This is a genomic window from Cupriavidus sp. UGS-1, from assembly GCF_021213615.1.
In the GTDB taxonomy this organism is placed as follows: Bacteria; Pseudomonadota; Gammaproteobacteria; order Burkholderiales; family Burkholderiaceae; genus Cupriavidus.
The window spans coordinates 64991-88704 of sequence record NZ_JAJQJF010000013.1; the positions used below are offsets into that span (position 1 = coordinate 64991).

At 67.1% G+C, this 23714-nt stretch carries 23 protein-coding genes; 9 read left to right on the top strand and 14 right to left on the bottom strand.

Going from position 1 to position 23714, the window contains the following annotated elements:
• Nucleotides 1-148: 148 nt before the first annotated feature.
• The 10 genes from LRR16_RS16960 to LRR16_RS17005 form a co-directional block, all read right to left on the bottom strand.
• Nucleotides 149-1483, bottom strand: a complete 1335-nt coding sequence (locus tag LRR16_RS16960) for an MFS transporter (protein WP_232206595.1) — start codon at nucleotides 1481-1483, stop codon at nucleotides 149-151.
• A 109-nt stretch (nucleotides 1484-1592) separates the two neighbouring features.
• Complete coding sequence (locus LRR16_RS16965) at nucleotides 1593-3068, bottom strand: amidase (protein ID WP_232206670.1); 1476 nt, start codon at nucleotides 3066-3068, stop codon at nucleotides 1593-1595.
• A 464-nt stretch (nucleotides 3069-3532) separates the two neighbouring features.
• Nucleotides 3533-3724 carry a hypothetical protein gene (locus LRR16_RS16970; protein ID WP_232206596.1) on the bottom strand — a complete coding sequence of 64 codons (192 nt, stop codon included), beginning with the start codon at nucleotides 3722-3724 and terminating at the stop codon, nucleotides 3533-3535.
• A 369-nt stretch (nucleotides 3725-4093) separates the two neighbouring features.
• Nucleotides 4094-4798 (bottom strand): GntR family transcriptional regulator, encoded by a 705-nt coding sequence (locus LRR16_RS16975; RefSeq protein WP_023264630.1) that lies wholly within the window; start codon nucleotides 4796-4798, stop codon nucleotides 4094-4096.
• 165 nt (nucleotides 4799-4963) lie between these two features.
• Nucleotides 4964-5965 (bottom strand): 2Fe-2S iron-sulfur cluster-binding protein, encoded by a 1002-nt coding sequence (locus tag LRR16_RS16980; RefSeq protein ID WP_232206597.1) that lies wholly within the window; start codon nucleotides 5963-5965, stop codon nucleotides 4964-4966.
• Between the two features lie 76 nt (nucleotides 5966-6041).
• A complete protein-coding gene (locus tag LRR16_RS16985) occupies nucleotides 6042-6521 on the bottom strand; it encodes a heme-binding protein (RefSeq protein WP_006575728.1) in 480 nt (159 codons plus the stop codon).
• Nucleotides 6522-6579: 58 nt separating this feature from the next.
• A complete protein-coding gene (locus LRR16_RS16990) occupies nucleotides 6580-8025 on the bottom strand; it encodes an aldehyde dehydrogenase family protein (RefSeq protein ID WP_006575729.1) in 1446 nt (481 codons plus the stop codon).
• Between the two features lie 78 nt (nucleotides 8026-8103).
• The gene (locus LRR16_RS16995; protein WP_064573995.1) at nucleotides 8104-8835 is read right to left on the bottom strand and encodes a TenA family transcriptional regulator; all 732 of its coding nucleotides are present in this window, start codon (nucleotides 8833-8835) and stop codon (nucleotides 8104-8106) included.
• Between the two features lie 251 nt (nucleotides 8836-9086).
• On the bottom strand, nucleotides 9087-10007 hold the full coding sequence (locus LRR16_RS17000; RefSeq protein WP_232206598.1) for an ornithine cyclodeaminase family protein: 921 nt from the start codon (nucleotides 10005-10007) through the stop codon (nucleotides 9087-9089).
• A 65-nt stretch (nucleotides 10008-10072) separates the two neighbouring features.
• Complete coding sequence (locus LRR16_RS17005; RefSeq protein WP_232206599.1) at nucleotides 10073-10870, bottom strand: sulfite exporter TauE/SafE family protein; 798 nt, start codon at nucleotides 10868-10870, stop codon at nucleotides 10073-10075.
• Nucleotides 10871-11218: 348 nt separating this feature from the next.
• Between LRR16_RS17005 and LRR16_RS17010 the strand changes: the two genes are divergently transcribed.
• From LRR16_RS17010 to LRR16_RS17025, 4 genes are all read left to right on the top strand, one after another.
• On the top strand, nucleotides 11219-12769 hold the full coding sequence (locus LRR16_RS17010) for a hypothetical protein (RefSeq protein ID WP_006575733.1): 1551 nt from the start codon (nucleotides 11219-11221) through the stop codon (nucleotides 12767-12769).
• Nucleotides 12770-12846: 77 nt separating this feature from the next.
• Entirely contained in the window at nucleotides 12847-13200 is a 354-nt protein-coding gene (locus LRR16_RS17015; protein WP_006575734.1) for a 2Fe-2S iron-sulfur cluster-binding protein, read from the top strand.
• A gap of 25 nt (nucleotides 13201-13225) precedes the next feature.
• Nucleotides 13226-13519, top strand: a complete 294-nt coding sequence (locus LRR16_RS17020) for a hypothetical protein (protein WP_006575735.1) — start codon at nucleotides 13226-13228, stop codon at nucleotides 13517-13519.
• A gap of 48 nt (nucleotides 13520-13567) precedes the next feature.
• Nucleotides 13568-13963, top strand: a complete 396-nt coding sequence (locus LRR16_RS17025) for a 2Fe-2S iron-sulfur cluster-binding protein (RefSeq protein WP_064574001.1) — start codon at nucleotides 13568-13570, stop codon at nucleotides 13961-13963.
• A 148-nt stretch (nucleotides 13964-14111) separates the two neighbouring features.
• Here LRR16_RS17025 and LRR16_RS17030 read toward each other — a convergent pair whose 3' ends face one another.
• Together LRR16_RS17030 and LRR16_RS17035 are read right to left on the bottom strand one after the other, a co-directional pair.
• Nucleotides 14112-14297, bottom strand: a complete 186-nt coding sequence (locus tag LRR16_RS17030; RefSeq protein ID WP_006575737.1) for a hypothetical protein — start codon at nucleotides 14295-14297, stop codon at nucleotides 14112-14114.
• 171 nt (nucleotides 14298-14468) lie between these two features.
• Nucleotides 14469-15074, bottom strand: coding sequence for a DUF2062 domain-containing protein (locus tag LRR16_RS17035; RefSeq protein WP_232206600.1), 606 nt, complete (start codon nucleotides 15072-15074; stop codon nucleotides 14469-14471).
• Between the two features lie 353 nt (nucleotides 15075-15427).
• Here LRR16_RS17035 and LRR16_RS17040 point away from each other — a divergent pair, with 353 nt between their 5' ends.
• Entirely contained in the window at nucleotides 15428-17521 is a 2094-nt protein-coding gene (locus tag LRR16_RS17040; protein ID WP_232206601.1) for a TonB-dependent siderophore receptor, read from the top strand.
• A gap of 79 nt (nucleotides 17522-17600) precedes the next feature.
• Complete coding sequence (locus LRR16_RS17045; RefSeq protein ID WP_232206602.1) at nucleotides 17601-18026, top strand: hypothetical protein; 426 nt, start codon at nucleotides 17601-17603, stop codon at nucleotides 18024-18026.
• Between the two features lie 56 nt (nucleotides 18027-18082).
• On the opposite strand, the gene LRR16_RS17050 is transcribed toward LRR16_RS17045, so the two are convergent.
• Entirely contained in the window at nucleotides 18083-18694 is a 612-nt protein-coding gene (locus LRR16_RS17050; RefSeq protein WP_232206603.1) for a LysE family translocator, read from the bottom strand.
• A 125-nt stretch (nucleotides 18695-18819) separates the two neighbouring features.
• A complete protein-coding gene (locus LRR16_RS17055) occupies nucleotides 18820-19710 on the bottom strand; it encodes a LysR family transcriptional regulator (protein WP_232206604.1) in 891 nt (296 codons plus the stop codon).
• A gap of 106 nt (nucleotides 19711-19816) precedes the next feature.
• Between LRR16_RS17055 and LRR16_RS17060 the strand changes: the two genes are divergently transcribed.
• The 3 genes from LRR16_RS17060 (at nucleotide 19817) to LRR16_RS17070 (ending at nucleotide 23709) form a co-directional block, all read left to right on the top strand.
• Nucleotides 19817-21370, top strand: a complete 1554-nt coding sequence (locus LRR16_RS17060; protein WP_232206605.1) for an AMP-binding protein — start codon at nucleotides 19817-19819, stop codon at nucleotides 21368-21370.
• Nucleotides 21371-21408: 38 nt separating this feature from the next.
• Nucleotides 21409-22620 (top strand): acyl-CoA dehydrogenase family protein, encoded by a 1212-nt coding sequence (locus tag LRR16_RS17065; RefSeq protein WP_232206606.1) that lies wholly within the window; start codon nucleotides 21409-21411, stop codon nucleotides 22618-22620.
• Between the two features lie 105 nt (nucleotides 22621-22725).
• A complete protein-coding gene (locus LRR16_RS17070; protein ID WP_232206607.1) occupies nucleotides 22726-23709 on the top strand; it encodes a tripartite tricarboxylate transporter substrate binding protein in 984 nt (327 codons plus the stop codon).
• Nucleotides 23710-23714 lie beyond the last annotated feature (5 nt).

A 23714-nucleotide genomic window follows, 5' to 3' on the forward strand; every position in this document is an offset into this window, starting at 1 on the left:
TAATAAGACGCAAGTGCGGCATTGTAACCGAATGCAATCGCATGGACAGGGTTAGCCCTAGGTTGTTCCCGAAAACGTGACGATCTGGATATCGGGCGGGGCGTTTCCGCCCTGCCCGTTCCCCCGGTTCGATGTCATTTCGGACTGATCAGGCCGCGGTTCCGCCGATGCCCGGCGCCGGCGCCAAACCGACCTTGCCCGGCACCTTGTCGTCCCGGTCGGCCTCGTCGCCGCCGGCCTTGTCCAGATCCATGCCGGTGGTCTCCGGCAGCATCAGCGCGGCGAACACGACCAGCGCATAGCCGGCCCCGGCGACGATGGCGATAGCCAGCGGCAACGAGGTCCGGCCCGAGCTGAGCCAGCCGACCGACAGCGGGAAGAACGAGCCGATCACCCGGCCGAGGTTGTACGAGACGCCGTAGCCGGTCGCGCGGATATCGTTCGGATACGACTCCGAGATGGTCGCGCCGATGCCGGAGAACACCCCCTGCATCAGCACGCCCAGCGGAAAGCCGAGGAACAGCATCGACAGGTTGGAGACCGGGATCACCATATAGATCAGCGCCATCACGAAGGCGCCGGCGGCGAACAGCACATAGGTCGGCCGCCGTCCCAGCCGGTCGGTGGCGTAGGCGCCGGCCACATAGCCGACCAGCGAGCCGAGGATCGTCACCGCCAGATAGGAGCTGGTGCCGAACACCGACAGGCCGCGCTCGGTCTTCAGGAAGGTCGGCAGCCAGGTCGCGATCGCGTAGTAGGCGCCCAGCATGCCGCCGGACAGCAGGCTGCACAGCACGGTCTTGCGCAGCAGCGGCCGCCGCACCAGCCGGCCCAGCTCCAGCCAGGCGGAGCCCTGCGACGCGGCCCGCTCGGCGCGCGTCTTGACGAAGACCTCGGGCTCGTCGAGGTTGCGGCGCAGATAGAAGACCACCAGCGCCGGCACGATGCCCAGGAAGAAGCAGACCCGCCAGGCCGTCTCGGCCGGGAACAGGCTGAAGGTCAGGCCATAGGCCAGCGCTGCCGCGCCCCAGCCGAACGAATAGCTGCTTGCCGTGAAGCCCGAGTATTTGCCGCGGTGCGCCGGATTGCGAATCATCTCGGTCACCAGCACCATGCACAGCGACGATTCGCCGCCGAAGCCGATGCCCTGGATCATGCGGAACAGCATCAGCTGCTCGGGCGAATTGGCCAGCCCGCACAGGAAGCAGGCGACGGTGAAGACCACGATGGTCCAGCGCAGCACGCGCACGCGGCCATAGCGGTCGGCCAGCATGCCGGCGCCGATCGCGCCGACCAGCGACGACACCAGCGTCCACGTGACGATCGCGCCCGCGGTCGATTTGCTCATCTGCCACTGCGTCAGCAGCGTCGAGATCAGGAACGAATAGATCATGAAGTCGAACACGTCGACCGCATGGCCAAGAAACGCGCCGTAGAACCCCTTGCGCTCCATCCGCGATAGCTCTTTGAACCAGTCCAGCATGATCGTCGCTCCTTGTCAGTGTGGGCATCGCGGCGGCGTGGCGCGCCGCGCGGCGTGCGAATTCGGTGGGGTGTTTGCCTGGTGTTTGCGTGGTGTCAGCGAGGCGTGCTCAGCCCGGCGGCGGCCGGAAGGCGAAGCCCGCCGCTTCCAGCAGATTCGCGAAGCGCAGCGCGGTCAGGTCGCGGTAGCGTCCGGCGACGATCTGCACGCCGACCGGCAGGCCGTTGCTGGCGGGGCCGATCGGCGCGACGGTCGAGGGCAGTCCGCACAGTCCGGAATGGCCGGCCCAGAACAGCTGGGTCGTCATCGCTTGCGGCTTGCCGTTGACGTCCAGATGGCGCTGCCAGGGCTCGCCGGATTCGTTCAGCGAGAAGGCGGTCGTCGTCGCCGCCGGGCACAGCAGCACGTCGTAGTCATCGAAGAAACGCTGCCAGGCCCCGGCAAAACGCTCGCGTGCGTGCTGCAGCAGCAGCCAGTCGCGGTGGCGGAGCGTTGCGCCGACATGCTGCAGAGTCGCGTAGCGGGCATCGTCCGGCGTGGCGGCCGCGGCCTGTTGGATGGCATCCGCGAACGCGCCGTCCGGCATATGGACCGAGGTGGTCGCGCGCAGCAGCAGCACGTAGACACGCCACAGTTCTTCGGCGTCGAACGACGGGCGTACATGCCAGGCAACGCTGGCGCCCTGCCCTTCGAGCCAGCGGCCCAACCCCTCGATGCAGTCGCTGACCTCGCGGTCGGCCTCGGCCTGCGGGTGCGAGGGCAGCACCGCGACGCGGAATTGCGCCAGCGAATCGAGCCGGCACGGCGGCAACGCCAGTCGAAAAGCCTGCGCGTCGGCGCCTTCCGGACCAGCGATCGCTTGCAGCACCAGTTCGAGATCGCGCGCGCTGCGGGCGATCGGGCCCGCGACGTTGATGTCCCGGATGCCGAACGACGCCGCGCCGGTGCCATGACCGCTGAGCGGCACGATGCCGTGGCTGCTCTTGTGCGAGAACACGCCGCAGTAGTGCGCGGGATTGCGCAGGGACGAGCCAATGTCCGAGCCGATGTCGAACAGGCTCATGCCGGCGCAGACGGCCGCCGCGCTGCCGCCCGACGAACCGCCCGGCGTGCGCGACGGATCGTGCGGATTGCGCGTGGTGCCGTAGACCGCGTTATAGCTTTGCCAGTCGCGCAGGCCGAGCGGCACATTGGTCTTGCCGACCAGCACCGCACCGGCCTCGCGCAGCCGCTGGACCGCGGTGGCGTCGCGCTGCGCGACGTGCTCGCGCAGCGCCGGATTGCCGCAGGTGGTCGGCCAGCCGGCCACGTCGAACGATTCCTTGACGGAGAACGGCACGCCATCGAGCGGCCCCAGCGCCCTGCCCTGGCGGCGGCGCGCATCGCTGGCGCGCGCCTGCTCCCGGGCGGCATCGAAGTCGGCGAGCACGATGGCGTTCAGCAGCGGATTGCGTTCGGCCCAGGCGGCGTGACAGAGATCGAGCAGTTGCTCGGCGATGGTGCGGCCCTCGGCGAGATCGTCGGCGACCTGCCATAGCGGGCGATAGCGCGCGGCGGGCGGGGCGGCGGCTGTTTGCTGGCGCAGGGAAGCACCGGCGCGGGCCGGGATGGACGGGGACGTTGGCAGGCTCACGTCGGCTCCTGTTCTTGTTGTTGCCTGTTGTTCTATGCCGCGACCCTGACGGCAGCACGCCTGCCCCTCTGGCGGAGGCGAGGCTAAGTGCTGCGTCGGTATACTATATGCAATAGTTTAGGGCGGACCAAGGCTCGTCGGCATTGGCGGAAACCCTCGCACCGCTGGCGGGCTGTCGGTACGTGGCTGGCGCTGGACGCAAGAATCGGTCCGGGAAGATCGCGGCACGATGCGGTGCCGCGCATTCGAAGCAGTGCCGCACACGAGAGCGGCCGGAAAAGAAAAACCGCCCCGAAGGGCGGTTCATATTGCTTGCGCCGTCGTCGTCGCCGCGTAGGCGGGAACCCCGAGGCTTCTGAAGACACTGGATTCCCGCCTGCGCGGGAACGACGTGAGCGCTGTATCGGTCTTCGCCGTTATGCCGGGCGATGCCCGCAGCCGGCGCGGTCGAACAGGCATTGCACAAAGCGGAGCACGTCGGCGATCCGCAGCGGGATCAGCGGCGTCGCGTGGCGGACCGCGTCGCGGGCCGCGTAGTGGCGCAGCAGTTGCTGGCCGACCGGGGTCTTCAGGTACGACGCCCGGGCATTGGTGTCGCGGTAAGTCATGGTCTTTCTCTATTGCGTTTACAACAGTCGACAGTATACACAATTTTTGTGCATTGCGCCATGACGGTGCGCCGGACGCCCCGGACCCGTGCGCGCGGCCGATGCCGGGGCACGGCGGCAAGGCGCACCGCGCCCATGGTGCATCGCGACAGAGGAATCGCGACAGAGGAATCGCGACAGAGGAATCGCGAAAGAGGAATCGGGAAAGAGGAATCGCGAAAGAGGAATCGGGAAAGAGGAATCGCGAAAGGGAAAAGAGAAAAGGCAGAGAGACCGGAGGACCTGCCGCCGGCGTCAGTCAACAGGCGTCAGGCCGCAACAGCCCTCGGCGGCAACAGGCCTCAGACAACATGCGTCAGGCAACAGGCGTCAGGCGGCGTGCTGCTCGCCGACCGGCAGCTCGGCCGCCTTGGCCGCGCTGTAGACATGCCGCGCGGCCAGCAGGGCCGCAAGATCGGCATCGCCGGCGATCACCGCCTGCAGGATCTGCGCGTGTTCGTCCCAGTTCTGGCGGGCGCGCACCGTGTTGGCCGGCCCGAACAGCACCGCGGTACGCTCACGCAGCGAGCGCATCATTTCCTGCAGCACGCTGTTGGCGGCGATATTGCCGAGCACCTCGTGAAAGCGCGAATTCAGCGTCAGCAGTTCGTCGGCCTTGCCCTGGGCCGCCGCTTCCATGCCTTGCTGCAACACCGCCTCGAGCTCCGCGATCAGCGCCGGATCGCGCCGCTGCGCGGCCAGCTTGGCGTTCAGCCCCTCCAGCGTGGCGCGCACCTCCACCATCTCGCGGACGATATCGGGCGACAGCTTGGCCACCGAGGCGCCGCGGCGCGGTTCGATCAGCACCAGCCCTTCGCTGGCTAGCGCCCGCAGCGCCTCGCGCACCGGGATGCGCGACACACCCAGTTCCGCCGACAGCTTGTTCTCGACCAGGCGTTCGCCCGGCTCGTAGTCGCCCTTCAGGATGCGCTCACGCAGCTTGTCGGTGACCAGCGCGAACAGCGGCGAATGGCTGGCGCCCAGGCTCACGACTTCCTGATCGGGCGCGGCGGAAACGGACGGGCGGAGGGACATGGCGGATGGCGAGGCGATCGGATTGGACAGCGCGCGAATTGGCGGGGACCCAGGCGCTGCGGCGAGGCACCGGGTCGGTGCGAGCCCGCGCCAAAGGCTGGCGTCATTGTATACCAGCTACCGAACGAAGCGGCGCGGTCGCCGCCCCTCCACGGCCGCCGGGCCTCAGTCCCGCTGGAACGTGAAACTGTCGGCGTAGATATGCTCGGTGCTGGCGCCGCGATCGAGGAAGGCCTGCCGCGCGTCGCGGATCATGTCCGGCGAGCCGCACAGGTAGATCGCGTGCTCGGACAGGTCGCCGAGATCGTCGACCGCGGCGTGGTGCACATAACCGCGGCGGCCCTGCCAGCTGCCTGCGCCGCGCGACAGCACCGGGACATAGCGGAAGTCGTACAGGCGCTCGGTCCAGCCCTCGATTTGCTGGTGCAGATACAGATCGCCCTCCTCCCGCATGCCCCAGTACAGCGATACCGGCGGGCAATCGGGATCGTCCATCAGCGATTCGAGAATCGCCTTGATCGGCGCGATGCCGGTGCCTGTCGCGACCATCAGCAACGGACGATAGTCGCGCGCGCGATAGAAGAAGTTGCCGTGCGGCAGCTCGACTTCGACCGCATCGCCGGGCGCCAGGCCCGGCAGGATGCGGTCGGTGACCGCGCCGCCCGGAATGCGGCGCACATGCAGTTCGATGCTGCCGCCCTGCGGCACCGACGCCATCGAGAAACTGCGCGCCTGCCCCTCTGCCGCGATCAGCTTGAGGTACTGGCCCGGCCGATAGTCCAGCGCCGCGTCGAGATCCGGCACCTCCAGCCGGACCTGCAGCACGGTCGGCGTCAGCGGAAAAACCTGCTCGATGCGCGCGCGATGCCGCATCGGCTCGGCGCAGGCTTCGTCCTCGCGCGCGGTGCTGATCACCAGATCCCCAACCGGCTGCGCCTGGCAGGCCAGCGCATAGCCCGCCGCCGCCTCGTCGGGCGCCAGCCCCATCGGCTCTTCCTCGTAGCGGACCTCGCCTTCGACGAGCTTCATCCGGCAGGTGCCGCAGCCGCCCAGCTGGCAATCGTGCGGCAGCGCGATACCGGCCTTGAGCGCGGCCTGCAGCAGCGTTTCGCCTCGCTCGACAAAAAAGGCCTGCTGCGTTTCGAGGATCTGGATGCGGTGAGACATGATGCGTTCCGAATGGCCGGTTGAAGGATGCGGCGGGGGTTCAGCGCTTCGTGCAGCGCTTGGGTCAGCGCTCGGTTCAGCGCTTGATATCGGCCTGCACCACCACCTTCAGGTCCTGCGGTGCCAGCAATTCCTGCAGCGCCTGCAGCGCGGCGAGGCCCGCCTGCGTGTCCTGTTCGCCGTTGCCGCCGCTCAGCCCGATGCCGCCGATCACCTGCTCGTTGACGACGATCGGAAAACCGCCGACAAAGGCGGCGAACTTGCCCTCGAAGCTCCACTGGATGCCGAAGGCTTCGTTGCCGGGCAGCGCGGGCCCGTTCGGCGGCGTGGTGAACAGATGGGTCGAGCGCTTGTGGCCGGCCGCGGTAAAGGCCTTGTTCCAGGCGATCTGCGGCCCGGTGATACGGGCGCCGTCCATCCGCTCCAGCACCAGCGGATAGCCGCCCTCGTCCACCACGCAGATGGATTCGAGCACGCCGATCTCCTCGGACTTGGCGATGGCCGCGGCCACCATATGGCGCGCTTCGCGCAGTTCGAGCTTGATGGCTTGTTTCATGCGATGTTCTCCTGGTCGATACGGTGTAGCGATGCTGCGATGCTGCGATACGTAGTGCTTACAGGCCGCGGTAGACGGTCTTGATCTGGGTATAGAACTCGAGGCCGGTGCGGCCGGACTCGCGGAAGGTCGAGGTGCTGGAGCGCTTCAGCCCGCCGAACGGCGCGTTGACCAGATTGCCGGTGGTGGTGCGGTTGATCTTGACGGTGCCGGCCTCGATGTCGGCGGCGAAGCGATGCATGTAGCGCGGATTGCGCGTGACGATCGCCGCGGCCAGGCCGTACTCGCTGTCGTTGGCCTTGGCGATCGCGTCGGCGTAGTCGCTGAACGCGATGATCGCGATCACCGGCCCGAAGATCTCCTCTTGCGCGATGCGCATGTCCTGCGTGACATCGGTGAAGACGGCGGGCGACACGTAGAAGCCGTTGTCGAACTCCGGACCGCCGAGCCGCTCGCCGCCGCACAGCAGGGTCGCCTCGGACTTGCCGATGTCGATATAGCGCAGCACGTTGTCGAGCTGGTTGCGCGTGGCCAGCGGACCCAGGTCCATGCCGGGCGTCAGGCCGCTGCCGATCTTCAGTGTCTTGACGCGGGCCAGCAGCTTCTCGGTATAGGCGTCGCGCACGGACTCGGCGACCAGCACGCGGCTGGTACCGGTGCAGGCCTGGCCGCTGAGCGAGAAACCGCCCTTGATCGTCAGTCCGACGGCCTGGTCGAGATCCGCGTCCTCCATCACCAGCAGCGGATTCTTGCCGCCCAGCTCCATCTGCGTGCGCGTGGTCAGCGGCACCGAGCGATGGATCTGCTCGCCGGCGCGGGTCGAGCCAGTGAACGAGATCGCACGCACGGCCGGGGCTTGCGTGATCGCGGCTCCCACGTCGGCGGCGCTGCCGGTGATGAAGTTCAGCACGCCCTTGGGCAGGCCCGCGTCGATCAGCGCCTCGGCCAAGCGATAGCCGCTCAGCGGCGCATCGGACGACGGCTTGAACACCACGGTATTGCCTGTGATCAGCGCCGGCGCGATCTTGCGTGCCGGGATCGAGATCGGGAAATTCCACGGCGAGATCACCGTCGCCACGCCCAGCGGCTCGCGCTGCGTGTAGACCAGCATGTCGCCGTCGTCGTTGGGGAACGATTCGCCGGTGAAGGTCTGGCCTTCGACGGCATAGAAGCGCAGCGTCTGCGCCGAGCGCAGGACCTCGTCGCGCGCCAGGCTCAACGCCTTGCCCTCTTCGCGCGTCAGTTCGCGCGCGACGCTGTCGGCATTGGCTTCGAGCTGCTGCGCGGCGCGGTTCAGGATGGCCGCGCGGCGGCCGATCGGCGTGTTCTTCCAGCCCTCGAACGCGGCGGCGGCGGCCGCCACTGCGGCCTGGCCATCTTCGGCGGCGGATGCCTGGAAGCGGCCCACCACTTCGTTCGTATCGGCGGGATTGATGTTGTCGAAGGTTCGGCCGGACTGGCACGCGGTCCATTCGCCATCGATGTAGTTGTAGAACGGTTCCATCTTTGCGGCGCTCATCAGGCGGTCAGGGAAAGAGCGCGGCGCCGGTAGGCGCCGCGCGGCACGGTTCGAGCGTCGCGCTCAGGCAGCCATTTCCAGCTCGGGCAGCGGCAGCTCATGCGCGACGTAGTCGTAGTACAGCGCGGTCGTATAGAGCAGCCGCATCTGGGCGCCGATCTCGCAGATCTTCAGGCAGCGCTGCTGCAGCTCGGGCGTGTTCGCGTGCTCGAGCACGATCTGGTAGCCGCGTTCGCCATGGATCTCGTCCGAGACGATATGCAGGTCGAAGAACTCGACCTCCTCGTCGGTGAACTGGTACTTCTCGCGCAGCGTCGGCGTCTGCTTGCGGTAGATCGACGGCACCTGCGACTCGAGCCCGACCACCAGGCCGGCCACCGCGACGATCGGATCCTCGCGCATCGCCACCGCATAGCACCACGACTGCAGGCCGCGCGTGGTCGGCGACATGTTGTCGGGATCGATCACGCGCTCACGGGTCGTGCCGCAGGCCTCGGCAAATCGGATCAGCAGGTCGGTGTGGCGGTCGCCGCCGATTTCCTCTTCGTACATATTGGCCAGCAGGAAATCCTTGGCCTCGGTATACCGATCCGGCATCCGGGCGTAGATGTAGCCCAGATAATCGGCGAACGGCCCGACATAGTGATAGTGGTTCTCGGCCCAGCGGGCCAGATGCGCCCGGCTCAGCTTGCCAGTGGCCCAGGCCTTGCTGAACGGCGCCTGGTTGGCGCTTTTGCCCTTGATCGCTTCTTCCAGCGCGGCGCGGAATTCTTCTCGGTTCATCAGTTCGGCCATGTGGGGCTCCTTGTTGGCTGACGGTTCGGGATGGTTGGGTCGGACGGATCGTTCATCCGATGTTTGTATACTATATACATTTAAGCGGGACGGACAAGGGCCTGGGCGGCTTTATTCGTCGGGGTTTACCTTGGGTTTCTGGCGAGTCGGAGTTCGGCCGCGAAGCAAGTCGCTGGGTCCCCGCGTTCGCGGGGACGACGGAACACTTCCATGTCGTCCCCGCGCAGGCGGCGACCGAGTGGCTTAACGACTCATCGCGCCGCCGCCTGCACCCGCTGCCACGCCAGCCCGGCCAATGCCACATCCTCCAGGCCCACGCCCACGGACTTGTAGATGACGATGTCGTCGTCGCTTCGCCGCGGCTGCGCGCGCTCCAGCACGACGTCGGCCAGCTCGATCAGCTTCGACTCGGGCAGCACGCCCTGCCCCGCCATCACGATGTCGCCGGCTTCGCGCGTGGACTGTGGCTTCCATTCGACGACCACCGCCGAGGCGCGCGACAGCGCCACGTCGTCGAGTTCGCGCGTATGCGGCAGGCTGGAACCGATTGCCGCCACGAATGCCCCGGGCTTGATCGCCTCCCCGGAAAACAGCGGCGTGGTCGAGCGCGAGGCTGTGACGACAATGTCGGCCTCTCGCACCGCAGCCTCGTTCTCCGTCACGAGCACCGGAATGCCGCAGCTCTGGCTCAGCCGCTCCGGCAGATCGGCCGGCGCATACGGATCGCACAGCAGGATGCGCTCGAGCGGCAACGCGGCGCTCAACTGCCTCGCGTGCGCGGCGCCCTGCGTGCCGGCACCGAACAGCGCCAGCGTGCGAGCATCGGGCCGCGCGAGATGGCGCGCCGCGACCACCGTGCAAGCCGCGGTGCGCAGCCGGGTGATCGCGCCCGCGTCGAACGACGCCAGCGGCCGTCCATCCTCGGTCGAGAACAGCAGGATCACGAAGGAAAACTGCCCGTCGATGGTCGTGTAGACCTTGGCGCCGGCCACGCCCTGATCCGGTATCACCGCGCCCAGCGTCGACAGCTTGACGCCGCCCGCCTCGGTACGGATGCGCTGCTGCATGGCGGCTTTGCCTTGGCCGAAGCTGCGGAACGCCTCCAGCATGATGCGTTGCACGTCTTCCGGCGCGACGTGGCGATCGACCATTTCGTCTGTGATGTGCTGCATCGGGTCTCCTGCGATGGTGGATGGATGTAGTTGAAGTTGAAGCGAGGTAGAGGGGGCCAGGCAGCTCAGCCCTGCACCACCACCTTGACCAGCACGGCGATCGCGCCCGCCGCGCACAAAGCCAGCAGCAACCGGCGCACGGCCACCGCCGACACACGCGCCTTGAGCCGGCTCGACACCGCAAACCCGGCGAGCAGGAACGGCGCCAGCAGCGCGCTCAACGTCAGGTCCGCAATACCGAAGCGTCCCGCGCCGGCCAGCATCGCCAGCGACAACACGGCGCCGCCACCGAGAATGCAGCCGACCGTCGCGCGCATCGCCGCCGGACTCATGTGCTGCATCACGATGGCGAACGGCGGCGCGCCCGCCGACGTCAGCGTCGCCATGAAGCCGGACGCGGTGCCGGCGATGGCCAGATTCCCAGCGGAGGGCCGCACGCGCCAGCCAAGGGCGCTGAGCGCCACCGCCAGCAGGATCGACAACGAAAACACCACCGCCAGCCACTGCGGCCGCAGCCAGGCAATGGCCAGCACGCCGATCAGGCCGCCGAGCGTGCGGCCCAGCAACGCGGTTCCGGTCAAACGCCAGGCAATCGCCTCGCGCTCGCGCAGCGCGGCCAGCAGCGACAGGCAGCCGCCCATCGCCAACAGCGGCCCCGGCACCAGCTGCGGAAAGAACATCGCGGCCAGCGGTGCCGCCAGCATCGCGAAGCCGATGCCGCCCACGCCCTGCAGGCAGGCGCCCGCGAAGATCGTCGCACCCATCCACCCGTATTCGGACAGCGGCACGTCAGGCAGCAAGGACGTCGCCGGCGACAGCGTCGGCAACAGACTGGCAATCAGCGCGGGCAGCGTGGTGGTCATGAGGAAGAGGGGTTGGAGGAGCGGACCGCCTCGAGGCGGCACGTCTCAGAGACGGGCAATGGCCGGCTGCAAAATGCCCGGGCCGCCCGTAGTGGTATACAGTCTACATAACGCATCCCTCAGAACGCAAGCCACCCCGTGACCGGCGCACCGCAACGGTGCTGCTCGCAGGGCATCAATCCCAGTGCTGGTGCGCCTTTCCGGCGATCTACCCCACCCCGGTATCAGCGTATATCCGTATACGATTTCGCTTGTCGGCGTAGCCGTGCGGAATATAGTATACCGTTCAGACCCCCACCCGAAGGACGGTCGAGCTAGACGAACCACCTCTCGCCCCACGGAGCTTTCATGCAACACGAAGTCGTGATCGGTGCCGCGCACTGGATATATCTCATGGGGGTCGCGGTCATCGTGCTGACGATGATCCTGCGCGCCAATGTCGTCGTGCCCTCCATCGTGGGGACCGCGCTGGTCGTGTTCGCGCTGACCGGCAGCCCGGTATCCGCGTTGGCGGGCGTGTTCTCGGCCAGCCTGGTGGCCGCCAAGGAGCTGTTCAATATCTTCCTGGTCATCGCCTTCATGACCGCGCTGCTCAACGCGCTGAAGACGCTGCGCTCGGATATCCGCATGGTCGAGCCGTTTCGCGTGGTGATGAAGAACGGCCACAGCGCCTTCTTCATCCTGGCCGGCGTGACCTATGTGATTTCGCTGTTCTTCTGGCCCACGCCCGCGGTGCCGCTGGTCTCCGCGATCCTGCTGCCAGCGGCAATCGCGGCCGGACTGCCGCCGCTGGCGGGCGCGATGGCGATCGCGATTGCCGGCCAGGGCATGGCGCTGTCGTCGGACTATGTGATCGGCGTCGCCCCGGGCATCAGCGCCAAGGCGGCCGGCGCCGCAGTCAGCGCGGCCGTGGTCGCCGACCGCGCGCTGACGCTGTCGATCATCACCGGCGCGATCGCGCTGTGTTTGGCCTACCTGTCGATGCGCAAGCACATCGTCCCGGCCAGCGGCACGCTGCTGGACCGCTGGCAACAGCGCGCCAGCGGGGCCGCGCTGGGCTTAGGTGACGACGGCGGCGGCGGTGGCACCTTCGACAAGGCGGAGATCGCCCGCGCCACCGCGCATGAGGAGCCGCTGGCCACCGAATCGAATATCGAGGCCAGCCTGTCGATGGTCGAGCGCAAGCGGATCAAATGGTCGAAGTGCTTTGCCATCGTGACGCCGATCGCCTTCCTGGCGGTGGTCACCGTGATGGTGCTGCCCAAGCTCGGCACCGGCGTGCAGGACCTGAAGGGGGGCGAGGCCGCCGCTCTGGTCGGCGGCGTGGCCGCGGTGCTGATGATGCTGGCGACGCTGGCCGCCGAAGGCCCGCGCCGGATGCTGGATGTCTGCCCCGAGCACATCACCGACGGTTTCGTGTTCGCCTTCAAGGCGATGGGTTCGGTGCTGCCGATCGCCGGCTTCTTCTTCGTCGGCGCCGGCGAGACTGCCGCGCAGATCCTCGGCCTGCCGCCAGGCAAGGCCCCGAGCCTGCTGTTCGAACTGATCCAGTCGTATCAGCACCTGATTCCCGACAACCACATGCTGGTCGCGTTCGGCGTGCTGCTGGTCGGCATGATCACCGGCATCGACGGCTCCGGCTTCGCCGGCCTGCCGCTGACCGGCACGCTGGCCGGCGCACTGGGCCCGGTGGTGGGCTTCGATCCGGCCACGCTGGCGGCGGTCGGCCAGATGGGCGCGGTCTGGACCGGTGGCGGCACGCTGATCGCCTGGTCCTCGCTGATCGCGGTGGCCGGCTTCGCCCGGGTGCCGGTGCTCGACGCGGTGCGCGCGCTGCTGATTCCGGTGGTGATCGGGCTGGCGTGTTCGACCGTGGCCGCGATGCTGCTGTGGTCCTGAGCGGCCGCCGCCCTCGCCTCCCATCCGCAGATAGCTAGACAGATAGCCAAGTAGACAGCAACAAGCAGGACGACATCATGCCCAAGGTTCTTCTTCACCGGCACGGCCAGGTTCACAGCGACGAGGTCGCACCTCGTACCAATCTGGTCGTGCGCGCCGGGATCCGGCAGTTTCCCTATCCGAACCTGCGCTACGAGTGCGGCATGGGCAAGTGCTCGAAATGCGCCTGCCGCGTGCTCTCCGGCGCCGAACATTTGCCGCCGCCGAACTGGAAAGAGAAAAAGCAGCTGGGCGAGCGGCTCGAGCAGGGCTACCGGCTGATCTGCCAGCTCTGGATCGAACACGACATCGAGCTGGCGCAGGATGAACTGTCGCCGGCCGAGGAAGCCGCCGGCGCCGCGGGCCGCGTACCGGCCGGCATCAAGGCCTGATGGCCTGCATCGTGAGTCGCAAGCCATGTACGTGATCCTGACCAGCCGCCCCGGCCAGTTCCGCACCGAGCCGGTCGACGGCGTCACGCCGGTGGAACGCTACGAGTACCGCTTCTACGGCAAACCCACCGTGCGCTTCGTCATCGCCCGGCTCGAGCACGAGGCCAAGGTCCGCGTGGTCGAGGAAACGCCGCCCGGCATCGTCAACCACGTCCCGACCAAGTTCCTGGACAAGTACGCCACCGTCGAAGCGGCGCGCGAGGAACTGCGCCGGCTCGCCTCGTTCGGCAGCATGGAACTGACGCTGGTCGCCATCTGACATCCGACATCCCGAAATCCCGAACACGCTCTCTCGCAGCGCATCGCCATGATCCAGATCACCTTCGTCAGCAACAACGGCAAGACCGCCACCGCCCCGCCCAACAGCAACCTGCTGCGCGTCTCGCTGCGCGAACAGGGCGGCATCCCGTTCAAGTGCGGCGGCGGCCTTTGCGGGACCTGCAAGTGCCACATCGACAGCGGCCTCGAGCACACCGACGAGGTCAAGGCCAAGGAGAGAAAACTGCTGACCGAGCAGGAGCTGGCGAGCGGCCACCGGCTGGCCTGCCAGACCTTCGTCAACGGCGACATCAGCGTGTCGTGGCAGCCGCGTCCCGCCGCGGCGGCGGTGAGCCGCCCCGCCCCAATCCCTGCACGCGCGGAAGCGGCCGCCGGCGACGGTACGAACGGAACGCCGAACGAATCGGAAAGCAGCACACGCTGATCGGCCCAACAAAAAAACCGGCCCGGCATCGGTCCCGCAGCGCATTGCTGCGAGGCCGATACCGGGCCGGTTTTTGATTGGCCGACCCTACTGCTTACTGCAGCGCGACAGCGGGGGACTATCGCGATGCAGGGGTCGAGCCGGCTGCTTAGCCGTTCGCGAAGACGATCTTGGCCTTGCGGGCGTCCGACTGCAGGCGGGCCAGCACGCCTTGCACGGCGGCGATGGCGCGCTTGACGTCGTAGGCGAAGCCCAGGCGCGGAGCGTCGAGTTCACGCTCGATCAGGTCACGTTCCAGTTGATCGGTCAGCTTGATATCGGATTGGGTGTTCATGGCGTCCTTCCTTTCAGGGATAACCCTTATGGGGTTTTCCCGAATTGTAGGCAAAGGATTGACGCAATGCAACATTAGGTAGAAATGCGTATGCCGGAAAGCAACAGCTAAAGCAAAATCGCGGGCATCACTTGCCGAAAAGGCCACCCGGGCGACCGATGGCTGCCTTGTTCACGGCTTGGCGCGCGGGCCACGGCCACCCAGTTTCGCTTCGGCTTGCGCCGCTTTCACACGCCGGCGCCGGATCCGGCGCGTGCGCAGCGCCCACACCCACGACACGCCGAAATAGAACAACACGCTGGTCACGGTGGCCGTCAGCGCCAGGCCCAGCAGCAGCGGCTTGCCGACGCCCAGCAGGCGGCGGCGGGTTTCCGTCCACCAGCTCTCCTTTTCCACTTGGGCCGGCTGTGCCGCCGGCGCGGCACCTCCCGGAACGAGATTGACCATCGCGCCCGGCTCCGCGACCGCCGCCAGCGCTTCCGGCGCCGGAGGCGGGCCGCCTTCTCCCAGCACCGCGCTGCCCAGCCGCCACGCGGCGTAGTAGATCGGGCCGAAGGTCAATGGATTGCTGACGAAGGTGCTGGCCACCGCGGCCGGTACGTTGGCACGCAACGCGACCGCCACCGCGCCGCTCATCGGAATTTGCGCGATCGGCAGCAGCAGGCCGAAGAACAGGCCTAGCGCGACGCCAAGCGCGATGCCGCGTCGGCTGACATGCCATAGACGGGGGTGCTGCAGGATCGGCCCCATCCAGCGCAGCCACCGGTGCTGTTGCAACCGTTCGGGATCGGGCAAGAAGCGGCGGAAATGGCGAAACGGCGAGGAACTGCGCGGATCACGGGAAGTGGAAGACTGGCGGGGCGAGCGAAGCGGTGACATGGGTGACAGGACGGCTGACTACCGTGCAAGCATACGCCCGCCGCGTGTTCCTGAACGGTGCTGGCCGTGAATTCTTCGCCGCTTCACGCGCCGTTCATCGCCGTCCACCGGGATCACGGAGTACCGAAAGAGACACTCACCCGCGGACGCTGCGTTGGCCGCACCCCACGAATGGGTGATTAGGCAGTTGACCGCATATCTTGTAATGATAATAATTCGCATTCCGTCAAAATATTACAGTTCATTACAAAATGCGAGCCAAGCGTCACCCGATCACCGCCGCCCTGCTGGCGGCCTCCGTTCTTTCCCCTGCCGCGGTCCGAGCCCAGGCCACTGAAACGCTGCCCGAAGTGAAGGTCAAGGCCAGCGCAAGCCGGGAGCTGGGCGAGGGCTACAACCCGCCGGATACCGTCACCGCCACCAAGATGGATGTTCCGCTGCGCGACGTGCCGCAGACGGTCAACGTGGTGACGGCCGAAGTCATGCGCGACCAGCACGCGACCTCGATCCAGGACACGCTGAAGAATGTGCCGGGGGTGGGCTTCTCGCATGGGGATGGACAGCGCGACCAGGTGACGATCCGCGGCTTCACCGCGATCGCCGACCAGTTCGTCGACGGCATCCGCGACGACGCGCTGTATTTCCGCGACCTGTCGAACGTCGAGCGGATCGAGGTGATCAAGGGACCGGCCGCCGTGCTGTACGGCCGCGGCTCGTCGGGCGGCCTGATCAACCGCGTGACCAAGAAGCCCGGCCTGGACATCACCGACCTGAGCCTGAGCTACGGCTCGTGGGCCGACCGGCGCGGCGAGGTCGACGTCGGCCGGGTATTCGGCGATGGCGCGGCCGCGTTCCGTATCACCGGCGCCGTGCAGCGCGCCGACAGCTACCGCTCGCAGCAGTTTCTGGACCGCACCGCGATCGCGCCGTCGCTGGACCTGAAGCTCGCACCGGATACCAAGCTGCTGCTGCAGGCCGACTATCTGGAAGACCGGCGCGTGACCGACTTCGGCATCCCGGCGTTCAACGGCCGTCCGGTCGAGGTGCCGGCGTCCACCTACTACGGCGCGGCCAATGCACGCGACGCCGACTACAGCCAGTCGCGCGTGTACTCGGGCACCGCCACGCTGACGCATCGCTTCAACGACCAATGGTCGATCCGCAACGCGACGCGCTATTACCACTATTCGCTGGACCGCAACAACACGCTGCCCGGCGCCGTCAACGCGGCGCGGCGCACGGTGTCGCTGAACCGCTCCAACGTCTACCGCGAGGAGCATGGCTGGTTCAACCAGACCGACCTGACGCAGAAGGCCACGCTGTTCGGCATGAAGCACGAACTGCTGTACGGCGTCGAGGTCGGCCAGCAAAACAAGGACCTGGTCAACTATTCGCGCAACAACGTCGCCACCGTCGACCTGTTCCATCCGGTGCTGCCGACGCTGCCGCGGCTGCTCGGCGGCACGCCGGGCACCACCAACCGAGGCACCTTCAAGACGCTGGGCCTCTATACCCAGGACATGATCACGCTGAGCGAACAGTGGAAGGCGCTGGTCGGCATCCGCTACGACCGCTTCGAGCAGGAGACCGTCGATCGCCGCCCGAACCAGCGCGGCCTGGCGCGTACCGACGACGCGTGGAGCCCGCGCGCGGGCCTGGTGTGGCAGCCGTCGAAGGCGCAGTCGTACTACCTGTCATGGAGCCGTTCGTTCCAGCCGTCGGGCGAAGCCTTCTCGCTGGCCGCCAATAACGCCGAGCTGGCCCCGGAAAAAACCAGCAATACCGAGATCGGCGCCAAATACGATTTCCTCGACGGCCGCCTCAGCACCACGGTGTCGGTATTCCGGCTGGAACGGACCAATATCAAGGTCGCGAACGCCACCGGCACCGCGCTGATGCCGATCGGGGAACAGCGGACCGACGGCGCCGAGCTGACCGTCGCCGGCGATCTGGGCCGGGGCCTGAAGGTGTTGGCCGGCTACGCCTTCCTCGACGCGCAGGTCACCCGCTCGACCAGCGCGCTCGAAGGCAAGCGTGCCACGCTGACGCCCCGCCATAGCGGCAATGTCTGGGTCACCAAGGAGCTGGGGCACGGCTTCGGCATCGGCGGCGGCCTGAACCTGGTCGGCGCGCGCATGGCCGATCCGCAGAACACGGTGACGCTGCCCGGCTATGTAACGGCCGACATGATGGCGTGGTACCGGCGCGGACCGATGGAGCTGCAGCTGAACCTGTACAACCTGTTCGACAAGGGCTATATCGTCTCGGGCCACGGTTCGAGCCCGAACCTGAACCTGCCGGGCGCGCCGCGCAGCGTCATGGCGACGTTGCGGTACCGGATGTAGAGACTGGCAGCACCAGCGTCGGCGTGGGTCCGATCGGTTTCGCGGACCCGCCCGTCGCCGGGATGTCGGATGGGCCGGATTGGCGCTGCGCAACGGCCCGGGCGCTGCGCCGCATGTTCAGATCATCGACGTACTGCATGCAGCCGGCGCGAAAGTCCGGCTGTACCGCTTCGCAGGACCGGGCATGGCGCACGTCGTGCATCAACGCCCACGCATAGCCCTGGAACAACTCGGCGCACGGCTCGGCGCAGGGCCTGCCGCCAAAATGATCGCCATCGGCGTGAAAACCCGGGGCCAGCGCGGCGATCGGCGCGTTCGTCAGCGTGCCCTTGACCTGTGCCGCGCCCATCAGCATTACGGCGATGGTTCCGGCTCCGAGCAGAAAGACAGAGAATTTCATCGTATCGGCATTGGCGCTGGCTCGCGCCGACCTTGTATTTATGCAGCCCGTTCTGGCCAATACAAATACAACAACAAAGGGCTTGCCGATATGAAATCTTTTTAAATCTCTGTGTCCGTTGTATTTTTGCTCGGACGACCAAAACGCGGGACTGGAATCCCCTACGTTTTCGCGGCAATCGCGCCGGCGCAGCCGGCCATCATCGCCGCCGCGGTGCGGTCGACGATCCGTACGCGTTTCGGGGAGGAAATGAAGGTCCGGGTCTGCCGCGCCAGCATCAGGTAGAACAATTGCACGAGGAAATCGACGGCCACGCCAAGGGTCACGATCAGCACGATCTGCCCCGCCGTCAACGCCGTCATATCGAATGCCTGCGGCAATACCGCGCCGAAAAACACCATGGCCTTGGGATTGCCAAGCGTCAGGAAGGCGCCCGCCAGAAAACCGCTGCCCGAACGCGCCGGCTGCTGCGCCGCGCGGTGGCCATCGGACTTCCACAGCCGCCATGCCATATAGAGCAGGAACAGCACGCCAAGCCATTTGACCACCACGAACACGGTGGCAAAACGGACCGCGAGCGCCGAAAGCCCGAAGACGGCCGCCAGCAGCCAGACGGCATTGCCCGCCACCATGCCCACGATAAATGACCAGGCAGACGCGGTGCCCATGCTGACGACCCTGGCAAACATGGCACCTTGCGCGGGCCCCGGCAATGCGGCCGCAATGGCAAAGGGAACGAGAAATAGCCAGATATTCATGGTGCTGTCGTCCACAAATGGTCGGTGCAACGGTGCCTCAGTATAGCGGCGGGCGGGCGTGCCATTTCTCTTCCCATTTCTCTTCCCTTTTCTTTTCCCTTCCCTTCCCTGCCGAAGACACGGCATGCCGACGCACTGTCCTATATCGCCCTCGCCTGCAGGATCGCCACCATCCGCTGCGCCAGCGGCGACAGGTAGGCCCCGGCGCGCGCGATCACGCCGACCCGCCGCCGCAAATCCAGCTCCTCGCTGCTGAGCCGCAACGCACGAAAACCCGCCAGCGGCCGGGCCATCTGCGCACCGGCAATGCTCAGCATCCGCGTGCCCCGCATCAGATAGAACAGCGAGGCGCTGCCGAAATCCGATTCGACGCGCAGGTTCGGTGGCGGCAGGCCACGCTGCTGAAACGCGGCCTCGAGCTGCTGGCGCAGCAGGATATGGGCGCCGGGCAGCAGCCATTCCTGATCGACCAGGTCGGCCAGCATAAGGCCGCGCTTGCGATGCAAAGGGTGCGACTCGTCGGCGACCACCGCCAGCGTGTCGTCGAACAGGTCGTGGACGACGAACTCGTCGGTCCGCTGGCGCGGCACGGGGGCGATGGCCAGATCGAGTTCGCCGGCCAGCAGCGGATCCATCAGGTCGCGCGCCATTCGCCTGGTCAAGCGCAACCGCGCGACCGGACGCTCCTGCATCAGCTGACGGCACGCGTCCAGCACCACCGGGTTTGGAATCGACGGCGAATAACCCAGCCGCAACACGCCCTGCTCGCCGGTGCGGATGCCGCGCATCTCTGCCAGCGCGTCCTCATATTCCAGCCGGATGCGCCGGGCGCGCTCGATAAAGGCCGCGCCGGCCTGGGTCGGCCGCATGCCAAGCGCGTTGCGCTCGAACAGCGGCAGGCCGATCTGCCCTTCCACCCGCTGCACCGCCTTGGTCAATGCCGGCTGGCTCATGCCGAGCGCCTCGGCGGCCCGACCGATGCCGCCATGGGCGGCCACCTCCAGCACGTACTCCAGATCGCGTGTCTCCATGCCGCTTCCCTCGCATTCCCGTCGGTTATGGCTTTATTTCCAATGCAGCATTGTAGTGATGTCTCGCGTCTTCCAAACTGCGCCAAAGCAGATCAAGGAGACATCGATGACCTTCGCCTATTTCCTGCGGCGTGCCGCGCGCTATTGGGGCGACCGCCCCGCGGTGCTGTATCGCGACCGCGCGCTCAGCTATCGCCAGCTGGACGAGCGCTCGACCCGGCTGGCCAATGCGCTGCTGGGACTGGGCCTGGCCAAGGGCGACCGCGTCGCGGTGCAGTCGCGCAATTGCACCGAGCTGGTCGAGATCGAATGCGCGCTGTTCAAGGCGGGGCTGGTCAAGGCGGCGCTCAATCCGCGCTTCACCGCCGCCGAGGCAACCCAGGTGGTCGAGAACTGCGGGCCGCGCGTGATGATCGCGGGCCGGGGCTACACCGGCTACAACCCGCAGACGGCTGGCTTCGGCTCGGTCGAGACCTTTATCGCAATCGGGGAAGCGGCGCCCGGCTATCTGGACTACGAAGATGTCGTCAGCCGTGGCGACACCCGGGCGCCCGACTACACGCCGCAGGCGTCCGATCTCGCGGTGCTGCACTTCTCGTCCGGTTCGACCGGCAAGATCAAGGCCGCGATGCAAAGCTACGGCAATCGCATCGCCTCGCTGCGCAAGATCGTGCTCGGCATGGACCGCCCCGCCCGCTCCGGCGACCGGCTGGCGCTGATCGGCCCGGTCACGCACGCGTCGGGCATGCTGATGCAGCCCTATCTGTATTGCGGCGCGACGCTGGTGCTGTTCGACAAGTTCGAGCCGGCGCATTTCCTCGCCGAGATCGCGCGCCTGCGCATCACCCATGTGTTCATGGTGCCGGCGATGATCAATATGGTGCTGGCCGAGCCGTCGCTGGCCACTGCCGACCTGTCCAGCCTGAAGACGTTGGCCTATGGCGCCGCGCCGATGGCCCCGGCCCGCATTCGCGAGGCGTGGGAGCGCATCGGCCCGATCCTGTCGCAGGGCTATGGCGCCAGCGAATCGACCTCCGGCGTCACGCGGCTGTCCACCGCCGATCATGCCGATGCGCTGGCCAATCGTCCGGAGCGCCTGGCCTCGTGCGGCCGCGCGATGGGCGAGACCGAGGTGCGCGTGGTCAACGAGCGCGGCGAGGAAGTCAGCGGCGACGAGATCGGCGAACTGGTGATCCGCGGCGAGGACGTGTTCCAGGGCTACTGGGGCGAACCGGAACTGACCCGCGAGGTGCTGATCGACGGCTGGCTGCATACCGGCGATCTGGCCCGTGTCGACGAGGAAGGCTTCATCTACCTGGTCGACCGCAAGAAGGACATGATCATCTCGGGCGGCTTCAACGTCTATCCGACCGAGGTCGAAGCGACGCTGTACCAGCATCCCGACGTGATGGAAGCCTGCGTGATCAGCGTGCCCGATGCGACCTGGGGCGAGAGCGTCAAGGCCGTGGTCACGCTGTGGCCGGGGCGCGAACTGAGCGCGGCTGACCTGATCGCGCATTGCCGTGCGCGCATCGCGGACTACAAGACGCCGCGCTCGATCGACTTCGTCAGCGAGCTGCCGAAGAACGCCAGCGGCAAGCTCGCCCGCAAGCTGGTGCGCGAGCGCTATTGGCAGGGTCAGGAACGGCGCGTGAACTGACGCGCGACCCACCGCCCAAGACACCAAGGAACGACGCCATGTTCGAATACCTGACCAATCCCGTGCTGGTCGAGACGCGGGCCGCCATCCGGCGCTTTATCGACGAGGAACTGCGGCCGATGGAGCGCGAGCTCGGCCTGGGCTCGGAAGACCCGTGGCCGAAGGAGGTGCTGCGCCGCGTGTGGCGACGCTCCAGCGAGCTGGGTCTGTACGCCGCCTGCCTGCCGGTCGAACTGGGCGGCAAGGGCCTGAATATCGCCGAGCAGTGCGCGCTGAAGGCCGACATCGCCGCCAGCGGCTGCTCGCTGGCGCCGCATGTGCTGGGCGACCTCGGCGGTCCGCCGCGCGTCGGCAATATGCTGAAGTACGCCACGCCGGAGCAGATCGAGCGCTATTTCGGTCCGGTGATCCGCGGCGAGCGCTCGACCTGCTTCGCGATGACCGAGCCGCATTCGGGGTCGGACGCGATGAGCATCTCGACGACCGCGGTCGTCGACGGCGACGAGCTGGTCATCAACGGCCACAAGCACTACATCAGCGGCGCGCCGTTCGCCGACTTCGCGATCGTGCTGTGCGTGACCGACGCCAGCACCACGCCACCGTCGATCAGCGCGGTGCTGGTCGATCTCGATCTGCCGGGCGTCACCGTCGATACCGAATACACGCCGATGTCGGGCCAGCATATCGACGCCGATATCCGCATGGTCGATGTGCGGGTGCCGCGCAGCAATATCCTTGGCGGCGAGGGCAACGGCTTCAAGCTGAGCATGTCCCGCATCAACGTCAACCGGCTGCTGCATTGCCCGAGCATGCTGGGTCTTGCCACCAGCGTGTATCGCGCTTCGGTCGAGTACGCGGGCAAGCGCCGGCAGTTCGGCGGCCCGATCGCGCGGTTCCAGGCGATCCAGCATATGCTCGCCGATATGGCGGCGGCGCTGTGGGCGTGCGAGGCGATGATCGCGCAGACCGCCGCGCTGGCCGACAGCGGCGCCGACCTGCGGATGAAAGCCGCGGCCTGCAAGCTGTTCGTGTCCGAGCGCTGCTTCGAGATCGCCGACAAGGCAGTGCAGATCCACGGCAATGTGGGGGTCACGCGAGGCCATCCGGTCGAGCAGACTTTCCGCAAGCTGCGCATGTTCCGCATCTTCACCGGCACTAGCGAGATCCAGCGCAATACCATTGCGCGGGCGATTCTGGAGCCGCTGATGGAGCAGGCGGGGAAAGGGCCTGCGGGCGAGAAGGCTCGATAGGTAGCGCAGGGGTTTGTTGGGTGGCGGTTGCCATCCCACCACGATCCCCAACCAGGCAACGATCGACGCAGCCCCAGACTGCGCCATCAGTACAGGAGACAGCAAATGCATCGCAGAACATGGCTGGCCGCCGCGGGCGCCGCGGCACTGGGCGGCATCCTGCCGCGCGCGTACGCCGCCAGCGACTATCCGAACCGGCCGATCCGGCTGATCGTGCCGTTCCTCGCCGGCACCTCGCCCGACAACATGGCCCGCGCGCTGTCGGCCGAACTCGCGCCCAAGCTCGGCCAGCCGCTGGTCGTCGAGAACATGCCCGGCGCGGGCGGCATCATCGGCGGACGCGCGCTCAAGCGCGCCGCGGCGGACGGCTACACGCTCGGCGTGCTGGCCAACACGCACGTGATCAACATCCATATGTACAAGCAGATGCCGTACGACCCGGCGCGCGACTTCACCTGCATCGCGCCGCTGTCGGGCGGCCCGACCGCGCTGGTGGTGCCGGCCAACTCGCCGTACCGCACAGCGGCTGAACTGATCGCCGCGATGAAGCGCGCACCGGGCAAGCTGAACTACGGCTCCGGCGGCAAGGGCAGCATCGCCCATCTGGCCGTCGAATCGATGCTGCACCAGACCGGCACCGAAGCGGTCCACGTGCCGTACAAGGGCGCGCCCGAGATCCTGACGGCGATGCTGACGGGGCAAACGCAGTTCGGCATGCCGGTGCTCAGCACCGCCACCTCGTACCTGCGCAACGGCCAGGTTCGCGCCCTTGCGGTGACCACGGCCGAGCGCTCGCGCTACTTCCCCAATGTACCGACGCTGGCCGAGGCGCTGCCGCCCGGCTTCGTGCTCGACAACTGGAGCGGCCTGTTCGCGCCGGCCGACCTGCCGCCGGCGCTGACGCAGCGCCTGTTCACCGCGATCAACGAGGTCCAGGCCAGCGGCAAGCTCGACGCGTTGCTCGAGGCCAGCGCGGGCGAACTTCGCCGCAGCGCGTCGCCCGCGCAGTTTCGCGAGATGGTGTCCGCCGAGACCAAGCGCTATGCATCGCTGATGCGCGATATCGGCATGACGGCCGATATCGGCTGATCGAG